The sequence below is a fragment of the Streptosporangium sp. NPDC002721 genome, from assembly GCF_042888905.1.
Classification (GTDB): Bacteria; Actinomycetota; Actinomycetes; order Streptosporangiales; family Streptosporangiaceae; genus Streptosporangium.
The window spans coordinates 56,966-68,667 of record NZ_JBIAQI010000031.1; the positions used below are offsets into that span (position 1 = coordinate 56,966).

The window sequence follows — 11,702 nt, forward strand, 5'->3', positions numbered from 1 at the left end:
GTGTCCCGCGCCGCTCCCCGCGGTCGGGCCGGAACCTCGTGTCCCCGGTCAGGCGGAGACCTCGTACCCCGCCTCCTTGACGGCGGCGCGGACGGCCGCGTCGTCGAAGGAGTCTCCGGAGACGTCGACCCTGCCGGTCTGGAGATCGACCTCGACACCGGTGACACCCGGGACCTCGCCGACCTCCTCCTTGACCGAACTCACGCAGTGACCGCAGGTCATACCGGTGACGGTGTATGTGGCCGTGCTCATCGTGCCTCCCATGTCCCGAGATTACCCACCCAGGGTATAACGTCGGCGGCCTTCCGGCCCGATGAGGTGACGAATCGGGACCCGCCGCAAAGGTTCGGACCGCGACGGTTCCGGCCGCGCCGCGACCGAATCAGGGTGAACCAGACCATGCCGAACCCGGTCGAAGTTCGGCCGGAGCACCGTGCCCTGCCCTCGTCACCCACGACCGGAGCGGGAGTGATCAGACCGCGAGCCGGGCGAGCGTGAACCGGACCGGGCGCGAGTCGGACCGGGCGCGAACCGGACCGGTTGCGAGTCGGGCCAGGTGTGAACCGAGCCGAGTGTGAGACAGACCGGATGTGAGACGGATCACGGCGTGGCCGGAGCGGGCGCGATCGGGTCGCGCCGTGCCCCGGCCGGGTCGGAACGCGGCGCCCCGGCCGGGGACGGGGGCGGCGTTCCGGACGGGTCGGCACAGGGCTCCCCTGCCGGGGGCGGGGCGTTCCGGACGGTCAGGGAGTGACGCTCCGGTCCGCCGTACGGCCGATGATCTGGCGGAGGTCGACCACGCCGTGGCGGCGGAGGCGGCGGGAGAGGTCGCGGTTCACCCGGTGCGCCCACAGGGGGCCCTCGTAGATCAGCGCGCTGTAGCCCTGGACGAGCGTGGCACCGGCGAGCAGGCGCTCCCAGACGTCGTCCACGTCCTCGACGCCGCCGACGGAGACGAGCACCAGACGGTCGCCCACCCTGGCGCGCAGCCTGCGCAGGACCTCCATGGACCTGGCCTTCAGCGGGCGCCCCGACAGGCCGCCGCTCTCGTGGCTGTGGTCACGGCCCGCGGGTTCGGCGCCGGCCAGCGCCTGCCTGCCGATCGTGGTGTTGGTGGCGATGATGCCGTCGAGCCCGAGGTCCAGGGCCAGGTCGGCGACCGCGTCCACGTCGGCGTCCGCCAGGTCAGGAGCGATCTTGACCAGCAGCGGGGTGCGCTTGGGCGTGGCGTCGGCGACCTCCTTCACCGCCCGCAGCAGCGGGCCCAGCAGCTCCACGGCCTGGAGGTCGCGCAGGCCGGGGGTGTTGGGCGAGCTGACGTTGACGACCAGGTAGTCGGCCAGGGGGGCGAGCTCCCTGGCGCTGGCCACGTAGTCGGCGACGGCCCCCGACTCGGGCACGACCTTGGTCTTGCCGATGTTGACGCCGACGATCGCGGGGACACCCCGGGGCCTGGCCAGCGACCGGGCGGCGGCGGAGGCTCCCGCGTTGTTGAAGCCCATCCGGTTGATGATCGCCCGGTTCCTCACGAGGCGGAACATCCGGGGCCTGGCGTTGCCCGGCTGGGCGTGGGCGGTGATCGTGCCGACCTCGACGTGGCCGAAACCGAGCGCGGACACGGCCTCGACACAGCCGGCGTCCTTGTCGAAGCCGGCCGCGAGCCCGAACGGGCCGGGAAAGTGCACGCCGAAGGCCTGCACGCGCAGCGCGGGGTCGCGTGGCGCGAGGCGGCGGTGGACCAGCCGCCTGAGCACGGGCGTCGCCGATAGGACGCGGAGGGCGCGCACCGCCATGTGGTGCGCGTCCTCGGAGTCGAGGCGGCTGAGGACCTGCGAGAAGACGAATCGATACATCACCGATCAGGTTAGTGCCCCGGTGGGGTGGGGCTCGCGCCGACCGCCTCTCCGGGATGCCTGATCAGCAGGTGACGGTCGAATCCCAGCAGTCGCAGCAGCCGGAGCACCGGGCTCGACGGCCGTACGACGATCATCTCTTGGCCCAGGCCGCGCATGTGCTCGTCGGCCCGCAGCAGGGTCCGTGCGCCCGCGCAGTCGATGAAGACCACCTGGGCCAGGTCGAGCTCGACCGTCGCCGCCCCGAGCCCGCCGATGACGCGCCGCAGTTCGGCGCCCTTGACGGCGTCGAGATCACCGCGAACGGTGATCTCGACCCTGCCCCCGGCTGCCTCGGGCGACGTGAGCAGGATCACCGTATTTCGCCCGCCCCCTCACCGAGCACCTCGGCCGCCAGGTCGGCGACGCGGCGACGGGTGTCGCGGGCCTGCTTGCGCAGGCCGGTGAAGGCCTGGGTGGCGGTCAGGTCGTGCTTCCCCATCAGGTAACCGATCGCCCGCTCGATGACCACGCGGTAGTCGAGGGCGTACTGGAGCTGGTCGGCCAGGGCGCTCTTCTCCTCGGCGGCCATCGCGGCGGTGAGCAGTTGCTCGATCACGTCCGCGTAGCCGTAGAGCGCCTGGACGTCCGACTCGTCCCACTCGTAGAAACCGGCCTGGTAGACGTTCAGCGTGCCGACCGGCTCGCCTCCAAGACGCACCGGCACCCCGGCCACCGCTCCCACCTCGGGGTGCAGCCGGTCGGCGAGCTTCGGCCAGCGCGGATCGACGCGCACGTCACTAGAAGTCACCGCGCAATTCTGCTCGTACGCGGAAACGCACGGCCCCTGACCCAGATGGAGTTGTGCGCCCTCAAGACTGCGCCCACGCTCATCGGTGGCCACCAAATAGCGGAGATCTTTACCTTCCTCGGCAAACATCAGTCCCGCACCCGCATATCCGAACAGCGAGTTCACCACATCCACGGCACGCTCCAACTGATGAACTATGCCTGTGGTGGACGAGGTCGTCTGAAGCCTTCTCAGGCTCGCGACCAGCGCTTCCGGATCAATGTGAGTCATACGTGTGGCGCCTTTCAGCGTCGACCTGGTTACTGATGTGCACACTACGGCTTCCCTGAAAGGGGAGGTCTATGAGCCATGGTCTGGAGGACCATCACCATGAGCTCGCCGAGGCGTTCTCCTGTCCTGACTTTCGCCGGCTGCCATTCATGGCTCGTCCGGTCATAGAAATTCAGGGTGCCGATCAATCGTTCCTCCGCCCGCAACGGCACGGAGAGCACCGCCCGGACCTCCGAGACCCGCTCGGCCACCCCGGGGAACCCGTGGGGCCTGGCCGCCCTCAGGTCGTCGATCACGACGTCCTCGCCCCGGTTCAGGGTCTCGATGGCCGGTCCGGCGCCGATCTGCTCCTGGATCAGCTCCAGCCGCCGGCCCCGGTCGTCGGACCCCGCGACCGCGCGCAACCGGTCATGGTCGTCTATCAGCATGAGTGCTGCCCCGTCGGAGCCGAGGACGTCGGCGAGAGCGCTCAGGGTACGGTCGACGAGCCGGGAGAATTCGAGAACCTGGGTCATGGGCGGGCTTCCTCCATGTTGAGGTAGCTCCGCGGACACAAGGCGGAATGAGCTGCGGAGCAGAGCCTAGTGCTGCCCGGCGACTCCGGCCAAGCTGTTCACTCCTCGGCCGTACGGCCAAGGCAGGACATCACCGTCAATACATCGTTAAGCATTCGGCAAACGAGAATTGGCAGGGTGGGCGTTATGAGCATCTTGTCACGTTCAGCCATCGCCCGGCGCCGCCGCACCCTGGCGAACCTCGTGCTCCGCGACCTCGCCGACACCGGCGACGTCCTCGTCCCCACCTGGTGGGACGCGGAGATCGAGCGGGAGTTCGGCGGGCTGGGCGGGTTCCTCGCCGAGCTGAGCCGCCAGTGGTGGACGGCCTACGCCGCGCACCTGGACGCGCTGATCGAACTGGGCCTGGACGACCCCTCCCAGGCGTGGGAAGACGTCACCGAGCAGATGCCGTGGCTGCGGGCCGTCCTCGACGCCTACACGGACGACGCGGCCCTCGCCGAGGCCGAGCGGCGGCACTGTGACGTCCTGCGCTGGACGACCCGCCGCGAACCCCGGCACGCGGCTTGAAGAGACCCCGACGCGTAACCCGGCGCGCGGCTTGAGGGAGCTCCGACGCGTAGCCCGGCACGCGGCCCGGTCGGCTCCGTACGACATCTGTACGGCACCCGTACGCACCCGTACGGCATCCGTGGCCACGGGCCGGGGGCTCGCGGGGGTTCCGTCCCGTGTTCCGGGGCTTCGGCGGCTCGAAGCCCGGTGACCCCGGCCTCGACGGTCCGGAATTCGAGCGTTTCGCGGCTTTTGCACCCTCTGTACCCTCGGCTTTCCGGCCCTCGGGACCCAGCCGGTCCGGTCCCTCGCATATCGTGCGGGGAATATTCGCGAGGAGTCGGGTAGCCATGAACAATGGTCAGATTTGTCGAGGGTAAGCCCCCACCCCACAGAGATTCCGATGATCATGCCGCTGACCTGCGGCTGGGCGTGCGCCTGACGATGGCGATGGCGGCAGTGGCGATCTTCACCGTGCCGTTCGTGATCCTGCTCGTGCTCGTGAGGACCTCCTCGACCCCGCTCACCGATCTCGACGAGAGCATCGCCCTGAGCATGCACGCCCACGCGCTGGCGAACCCCGGCTACACCGCCTTCCTCAGGGTGGGGACAGAGGTGTTCGGTCCCTGGACGTGGCGTGTGCTGGTAGTGCTGACCGCCGTCTGGCTCTGGCGCCGGGGCGCGCCGCGCCTGGCGGTCTGGGCCGTCGCCACGATCACCTTCGGCGGCCTGCTGAACCTCGCGCTCAAGGTGATCGTCGACCGCGCCAGGCCCGACCTGCCGGATCCGGTGGCCTGGGCCCCCGGCGCCTCCTTCCCCTCCGGGCACGCGATGGGCGCGGCGCTGGGCACGTGCATCCTCGTGCTCATCCTGCTGCCCTTCCTGCGGAGCGGGACCTCGCGGATCGTCGTCTGGGGCGTCGCGGCGGCCATCATGGTGTTCGTCGCGTACAGCCGGGTGGCGCTCGGCGTCCACTGGACCAGTGACGTCGTCGCGGGGGTCGCGCTGGGCGTGGTGTTCGTGGTGGGGGCCGCGGTGGGATTCGAGACCTGGCGCCGGGGAGAGGGCCGCAGGCCCGCCGAACCGCACATGGAAGGTGTCGAACCCGAGGCGTTCCGAGGGGGCCGTTCGGGGTAGCTGGCGCCCCATGTCGAAAATGTCGGTGGATTTCAAAGGTGTGACGCGCCTCATCCTGGTGCCACTGGCCATCATGGCCGTGCTGACGATCGGCGTCGGGCTCCTCATCACCAAGGTCCTGCAGACGACGACCCTCATCGCGAACGACGAGGGTGTCAACGCGCAGCTGGCCGGAGACCGTACGGCCTACTGGAGCTCGATCACCGACGTGGTCTCGAGCATGTCCGACACTCCGGTGATCATCACTGCCACGGCCCTGCTGGTCATCGCCTTCCGGCTGGCCTTCAAGCGCTGGAATGAGTCGATCTTCCTCGCGCTGGCGGTCTTCTCGCAGTCGGCGATCTTCCTGCTGGCCACCGTCTTCGCCGAGCGCAAGCGGCCCGCCGTCGAGCACCTCGACCCCGCTCCCCCCACCTCCAGCTTCCCCTCGGGGCACACCAGCGCCGCGGTCGCCTTCTACTGCGGCGTCGCCCTGGTGCTGACCGTCCACACCCACCGCTACAAGATCCTGAACGTGCTGTGGTGGGCGGTCGGCCTGAGCATCCCGCTGGGCATCGCCTTCTCGCGCATGTACCGCGGCATGCACCACCTGAGCGACGTGAGCTGGGGTTTCCTGCTCGGCCTGGTCTGCATCGCGGTGGCCGCCAACGCGCTGCTGTTCCGGCCGGTGATCGAGGAAAAAAGGAAAAAAGTTCTGAGCGTGTAGCGATCCCCGCCCGTATCGGGGCTCCGGGGGTCGCGAAGATCGCTGGGACGCGGATCGGCGGGGGTGAGAGAGGGACATTCGCCACCCGCCGGGTCGCTTCGCATGAGACCGTTGTGAAGCAGCACCACCAGGGTTCACGTCTGTCACCTGGTGTGGCTGAAAGATCACTATGTGCCACGAAGTAAGATGGAGGCCTCGTTGGGAGGATTCAAGTCCTCCCGTCGGGGCACGAGCAGCCAGCCGGCCGGACCGAGAGACGTTCGACGGCTACCCTCAAGGAAGGAAGCCGGGCCCATGGATCACCAGTCCGTCGTCTGTCACAAATGTTCGGGCGTTCTCCTCGCCACCGACTCCCGCACCTACACGACGCAGCGAAGCCGCCTGATCCTCAGCAACGGCTACTGCACCTGCCCCGCCGAGCAGGCCCCCGTCGAGCAGGCCGCCCAGCGGCAGCAGCAGCCCCAGCCCGTCGCGGAGCAGCCCGTCTCGCACCGGCAGCCCACCCACCCCCAGCAGCAGAACGTGCCCGCGGGCCAGAACTCGATGGTGGTCGCCTAGCCACATCCCGGGGAGCGGTCGCGGCGCCGGGAGCGCACGCGGCGGCCCGGCTCCCCGACGACCGCGCGCCGCCACCTGGCTTTCGCGGATCGTCCTCCCTGACCGACCTGGTCATATTCGCTGATCAGCCGCTGTCACGGATCCGGACGCATTTCGGTCGTCCACCCTCTCGGATCCGGGCACACCCATCTCTTCGGCCGTCCGCCCGGACCTCCCGACGATTCTTCCGGGCCTCACGGATCCGGACGCACTCGCCGATCGGCCGCCCTCACGGATCCCGGCGCGTTCCCGGGCCCCGCACACTCCCGGATTCCCTCGTCCGGACTCTCGCGCTGCCGAGATCGGGGCGTCACGCGGCGCTCAGCCGCTCAGCCCCCAGGCCAGCACCACGGACAGACCGCTCGTCGCGAGCAGGCCGACGAGCACCACTATGGCAATCACTCGACGGTTCATACCGGAAAGCCTAGTCAGGCATCCGGCGACCTCGCACGTCGGCGCACCCGAGGGGCGTCACGGGGCACGGCGAGACGCGGCGGGGCACGGCCGGACACCCGGGGACGACGAGAGGTCATGACGGCCAGCTGGTCGGGGGGAGCTGCCCGCTCTCGGCGCGGATGATGTGGATGACCGCGTTGATGAGCGCCAGATGGGTGAAGGCCTGGGGGAAGTTGCCGAGGTGGCGCCCGGTCACCGGGTCGATCTCCTCGGCGTAGAGGCCGAGGGCGCTGGCGAAGGAGAGCACCCTCTCGCAGAGCCTGCGGGCGCGGGCGTGCTCCCCGATCTCCGTCAGTGCCGAGACGAGCCAGAACGAGCAGATCGCGAAGGTGCCCTCCTCCCCGGTCAGGCCGTCGTCCGTGTCCTTCGTCTCGTAGCGCAGGACCAGGTCGTCGGCGGTCAGCTCGTCGGCGATGGCCAGCACGGTGGCGCGGACCCTGGGGTCGTCGGGCGGCAGGAAGCGCACCAGCGGGATGAGCAGGAGCGACGCGTCGAGGACGTCGCTGTCGTAGTGCTGCTTGAAGATCCCGCGCTCGCCGACGCCCTGGGCGCACACGTCGGCGTGGATCTCGTCGGCGGCCGCCTGCCAGCGCGCGGCCAGCTCCGGCTCCTCCCTGAGCCGGGCGAGCCTGGCCCCCCTGTCGGTCGCCACCCAGCACATGACCTTCGAGGAGGTGAAGTGCCGGGGCTCGCCGCGTACCTCCCATATGCCGCGGTCGGGCTCCCGCCACTGCCTGATGGCGGACTCGACCTGCCGCTTCAGGATGGGCCAGATCCGCTCGTCCAGGCGGTCCCGCGACCGGGTGTGGATGTAGAAGGAGTCGAGGATGGCGCCCCAGACGTCGTTCTGGCGGTGCCGGTAGGCGGCGTTGCCGATCCTGACGGGCCTGGCGCCCTCGTACCCGCTGAGGTGGTCGAGGATGTGCTCGTCCAGCTCGCACTCGCCGTCGATGCCGTACATGACCTGGAGTTCCTCGTCCCGCTCCGCCACGTCGGCCATGAACCAGAAGAAGTCGTCGGCCTCCCAGTCGAAGCCCAGGGTGTACAGGCCCCAGAGGGCGAAGGTCGAGTCCCTGATCCAGGCGTAGCGGTAGTCCCAGTTGCGGTCGCCGCCCGGCGTCTCGGGCAGGGAGGTGGTCGAGGCCGCGATGAGGGCGCCCGTGGGGGCGAAGGTGAGGCCCTTGAGGGTAAGGGCGCTGCGCTCCAGGTATCTCCGCCAGGCGTGGTCGGGGAAGGCGCCCCTGGCGAGCCAGTGCTGCCAGTGGTGGGCGGTCCACACGAGCCGCTCGTAGGCGTCCTGGAAGGTGTACGGCGGCTCGTGCGGGGTCCAGGACAGCGCGCAGAAACGCGTGTCGCCCTCCTTGAGGAGGGTGCGCGCCATCGCGCGCCCTCTTTCGAACCCCAGACGCATGTCGGTGGTGAGCCGCAGCTCCAGGCTCTCCCCCTCGGCGGTCGCGACGCCCTGGTGGTAGCCCCTGTCGGTGTACGACCAGCGGGCGGGCCTTCGGCCGTAGTCGAGGATCGGCTCGCAGTCGAGCGTGATCTGCACCTCCCCGCTGACACAGCGCACCGTGCGGAGCAGCACGTGGGAGGCGTCGTAGTCGGTCGGCGCCCTCCTGTGCGTACGGGAGAGCTCGCCGTCGTGGTGCCAGGGGCCCATGAGCAGCACGTCACGCACGATGACCCAGCCGGTGGGGGTGCCCCAGCTCGTCTCCAGGATCATGGTGCCGGGCAGGTAGCGGCGCGCGGCGGGCACCCTCAGGTCGGCTGGGCCGAGGCGGAAGCCTCCCGCGCCCCGGTCGAGGATGGCGGCGAAGACACTGGGCGAGTCCATCCGCGGCAGGCAGAGCCACTCGACGGTCCCGCTCGGGGCGACCAGGGCGGTGACCTCGCAGTCGGACAGGAACCCGTAGTCGGCGATGGGCGGGAAGGGCGAGGGGCCGGGCAGCGCGCCCGCCGTCGGATCCGTTGTCATCGGCTCTCCTTGAGTGTGGAGAACTCCGCCCTGGAAGGCCCTCGAACGCTCTCGAACGCCCTGGAAGGCCTTCTGAACGGAGAAGGACCTCAGGCGCCCTTCCTACCCCGCCTGCCGGGGTCAAGCACGTCTTTCGCCTGATCAGGCGTGTCCGTGCCCTCTTCGCCTCTCGCGGCGGGGGCCGTACCGCGCCACGGTGCGGGCGGATTTCCTTGGTTGCCCTGGTGCGGTTGATCCGGGTTTCGGCCCGTTTCCCCGTGGTGCGGGAACCGGTCCGGCTCTCCGTCGGTACGGGGTCCGGCGCTCGTCTCGGACCTTCGTCCCGGATCTTCGTCTCGACTTCCGGCCTCGGCTCCCGACCCCTTGATATCCGCCGCTCAGCGAGGAATGGCTCGGTCCACTCTCGGCTTCCAACACAACCCCATAAGTCACATTATTCCCAGCTGTATGTGAACTTTTCGGACAAGTTGCTGTCGAATCTGCTATCAAGATGCCCGACCAAGGTTCACGTCAGAGAGGGTCATCGTGGGGCGCGACGATATCCAAGGATCGTACGAGGAAGATCCTCGCGAGCAGACCGGTCCCCTCGGACCGGCCCAGTACGAACCCGAACGTCCCGCCGGCGACGTGTTGTCGGACGGATGGAACGAGATCGACCTTCCGGAGCTCACGCCCGGCGACGGGTCCCAGGTGATCGTCCACGTCGACGGGTCCCGGGAGATCCTCCGGGCCGACGGGTCCCGGGAGATGGTCTATCCCAACGAGCGCCGCGAGGTGGGCGACACCGACATCACGTCCGACGGTCCCCTCTACCGCGATGACGACGAGGTGACGCCGTCGCGCGGCTTCCTCGGGTCGGGCTGGCGCGAGGAGACCGATCCCTACGAGGAGCGCCGCCGCAAGGGCAGGAGCAAGAGCAGGATCCTGCTGGCGGTCGTGGGCGGCGTCGTGGTCGCGGGAGTCGCGGGCGGCTGGCTGCTCTCCGCCTCCCTGAGCGGGGAGACCGGCACCACGTGCTCGCCCGGCGCGCGGTGCTCGGTGGCCGACCTGCCGCAGGTGCCCTCGGAGACGCCGGCGCCCCGGCCCGAGGAGGAGACCGCGGAGCCGTCCGACGAGCCGCCGACGGCCGACGAACCCACGACCGCCCCCAGCAGGGCTCCCCGGCCCCAGGAGCCCTCCACCCGGCCGTCGGCGACCCGCAGCGCCCCGCCGAAGGAGACCCGCCCGACGACCTCCAGCGAGGAGGCCGAGCAGGAGGCCTCCCGGGAGGACCCGACCTCGAACTCGCGGATCACCTCCGCGCCCGAACCCTCGCCGACGGAGCAGGTCCCCACGGAGAGCGCCACGCCGAGCCAGGAGCCGACGACGGCACCGCCGCCGCCGCAGGACACCGGGACGGGCGGCGACTCTGGCGGCGGCGGCCGGGGCGGCCTGCTCGACTGGCTGTTCTGACCACCTGCCACCTGACTCACGTCCGCCGGGACCCGCCGCGCGAGCGTGCCGGCGGCGTGGTCCCCCCGGCGACGCCGAGAACGGCCGAACCGCGACGCGAGCGTGCCCGGTGGCGTGATCACCCCGGCGACGCCAAGGGCGGCTGAACCGCGACGCGAGCGTGCCCGGTGGCGTGGTCCCCCCGGCGACGCCAAGGGCGGCTGAACCGCGGCGCGAGCGTGCCCGGTGGCGTGGTCACCCCGGCGACGCCGAGGACGGCTGGGCTCTGTTGCGGTGCTCCTGGGGGCTGACGCCGCGTTCGCGCTTGAAGGCGGTGCTGAGCGCGAACGCGCTGCCGTAGCCGACCTGCGTGGCCACCGCGCCGACGGTGGCGTCGGTCTCGCGCAGCAGGTCGGCGGCCATGGCAAGCCGCCAGCCGGTGAGGAACGCCATGGGCGGCTCGCCCACCAGCTCGGTGAAGCGGCGGGCCAGGGCGGCGCGGGAGACGCCGGCTCCCGCGGCCAGCGTGGCCACCGTCCATGGATGCGCCGGGTCGCCGTGCAGCATGCGCAGGGCCTTGCCCACCACCGGGTCGCTGTGGGCGCGGTACCAAGCGGGGGCCCCCGCCTCCGGGCGGGAGAACCAGGCCCGCAGGACCGCGATGAGCAGCAGGTCGAGCAACCGGTCGAGCACCGCCTCCTGCCCCGGCTCGTCCTTGACGATCTCGACGCCGAGCAGCGGGATGATGGGGCAGTCCCAGGCGTCCTCGGGAAGGACCAGCAGCTGGGGCAGCGCCTCCAGCAGGCGCCGGCTGACCTCCCCGCGCATCTGGTAGGCGCCGGTGAGGAGCACCGTCGACCCGTCGGGGTCGTTTCCCCAGGTCCGAACGCCGAGGGTCATCTCCTGAGCCAGGCTGCGCCCGTCGAGGGTGGTGCAGTGCTGGCCCGGATGGATCACCACATCGGGTGGTGTGGCCGGATCGTCGGCGACCGTGTAGGGATCGGGGCCGAGGATGATCGCGACGTCCCCGGGCCCCAGGCGCACCGGGTCGCCGTCGTCGGGGATCACCCACGCCTCGCCCCGCACCATGGCCGTCAGGGCGAGCGGCGCCCGGTCCTGGATCCGCAGGGACCAGGGCGGGTTCAGGATCGAGCGGAGCAGGAACGCTCCCCTGGCCCTCGGGCCGTCCAGGAGGTCGGTGAGTGCGTCCACGGCTTCACTTTAGACGCTGAAACATGGAATTGCGCTTATCGACCATGGCCCGTCTCACTCCTGGCCGGTTCACTGGTCCCGTGACAGAAAAAACGTATGAGAGGAACACGACGCTGGTCCTCGGCGGCACGGGCAAGACCGGCCGCCGCGTGGTGGAGCGGCCCACCACGCGCCCTGGGCCGGGAGCCCCGCGAATTTCGGTGACTAC

Annotated in this window: 12 protein-coding genes; 5 read left to right on the plus strand and 7 right to left on the minus strand. The window is 70.3% G+C overall.

Features of this window, described 5'->3' with window-relative positions:
- Positions 1 to 48: 48 nt before the first annotated feature.
- The 5 genes from ACFYWM_RS36360 to ACFYWM_RS36380 all read right to left on the minus strand — a co-directional run bounded on the left by ACFYWM_RS36360 (position 49) and on the right by ACFYWM_RS36380 (position 3,428).
- Positions 49 to 252 (minus strand): heavy-metal-associated domain-containing protein, encoded by a 204-nt coding sequence (locus tag ACFYWM_RS36360; protein ID WP_389923590.1) that lies wholly within the window; start codon positions 250 to 252, stop codon positions 49 to 51.
- Between the two features lie 491 nt (positions 253 to 743).
- Complete coding sequence (locus ACFYWM_RS36365; protein WP_389923593.1) at positions 744 to 1,853, minus strand: quinone-dependent dihydroorotate dehydrogenase; 1,110 nt, start codon at positions 1,851 to 1,853, stop codon at positions 744 to 746.
- Positions 1,854 to 1,864: 11 nt separating this feature from the next.
- Positions 1,865 to 2,209, minus strand: coding sequence for an STAS domain-containing protein (locus tag ACFYWM_RS36370; protein WP_389923596.1), 345 nt, complete (start codon positions 2,207 to 2,209; stop codon positions 1,865 to 1,867).
- Positions 2,206 to 2,913 (minus strand): GAF and ANTAR domain-containing protein, encoded by a 708-nt coding sequence (locus ACFYWM_RS36375; RefSeq protein WP_389923598.1) that lies wholly within the window; start codon positions 2,911 to 2,913, stop codon positions 2,206 to 2,208. The genes ACFYWM_RS36370 and ACFYWM_RS36375 overlap by 4 nt, the downstream gene beginning before the upstream one ends.
- A gap of 44 nt (positions 2,914 to 2,957) precedes the next feature.
- Positions 2,958 to 3,428, minus strand: coding sequence for a GAF domain-containing protein (locus ACFYWM_RS36380; RefSeq protein WP_389923601.1), 471 nt, complete (start codon positions 3,426 to 3,428; stop codon positions 2,958 to 2,960).
- Between the two features lie 186 nt (positions 3,429 to 3,614).
- On the opposite strand from ACFYWM_RS36380, the gene ACFYWM_RS36385 reads away from it, so the two are divergent.
- From ACFYWM_RS36385 to ACFYWM_RS36400, 4 genes are all read left to right on the plus strand, one after another.
- Positions 3,615 to 3,998 carry a hypothetical protein gene (locus ACFYWM_RS36385; RefSeq protein ID WP_389923604.1) on the plus strand — a complete coding sequence of 128 codons (384 nt, stop codon included), beginning with the start codon at positions 3,615 to 3,617 and terminating at the stop codon, positions 3,996 to 3,998.
- Between the two features lie 414 nt (positions 3,999 to 4,412).
- Positions 4,413 to 5,117 (plus strand): phosphatase PAP2 family protein, encoded by a 705-nt coding sequence (locus tag ACFYWM_RS36390; RefSeq protein ID WP_389923607.1) that lies wholly within the window; start codon positions 4,413 to 4,415, stop codon positions 5,115 to 5,117.
- 40 nt (positions 5,118 to 5,157) lie between these two features.
- Positions 5,158 to 5,823, plus strand: a complete 666-nt coding sequence (locus ACFYWM_RS36395; protein ID WP_389923610.1) for a phosphatase PAP2 family protein — start codon at positions 5,158 to 5,160, stop codon at positions 5,821 to 5,823.
- Between the two features lie 294 nt (positions 5,824 to 6,117).
- Entirely contained in the window at positions 6,118 to 6,381 is a 264-nt protein-coding gene (locus ACFYWM_RS36400) for a hypothetical protein (protein ID WP_389923613.1), read from the plus strand.
- A gap of 568 nt (positions 6,382 to 6,949) precedes the next feature.
- Here ACFYWM_RS36400 and ACFYWM_RS36405 read toward each other — a convergent pair.
- On the minus strand, positions 6,950 to 8,851 hold the full coding sequence (locus ACFYWM_RS36405) for a glycoside hydrolase family 15 protein (protein WP_389923615.1): 1,902 nt from the start codon (positions 8,849 to 8,851) through the stop codon (positions 6,950 to 6,952).
- A 525-nt stretch (positions 8,852 to 9,376) separates the two neighbouring features.
- Between ACFYWM_RS36405 and ACFYWM_RS36410 the strand changes: the two genes are divergently transcribed.
- Positions 9,377 to 10,303, plus strand: a complete 927-nt coding sequence (locus ACFYWM_RS36410) for a hypothetical protein (protein ID WP_389923618.1) — start codon at positions 9,377 to 9,379, stop codon at positions 10,301 to 10,303.
- Positions 10,304 to 10,537: 234 nt separating this feature from the next.
- Here ACFYWM_RS36410 and ACFYWM_RS36415 read toward each other — a convergent pair whose 3' ends face one another.
- Positions 10,538 to 11,494: a cupin domain-containing protein gene (locus ACFYWM_RS36415; protein ID WP_389923621.1), complete on the minus strand. Its 957-nt coding sequence runs from the start codon at positions 11,492 to 11,494 to the stop codon at positions 10,538 to 10,540.
- Positions 11,495 to 11,702 lie beyond the last annotated feature (208 nt).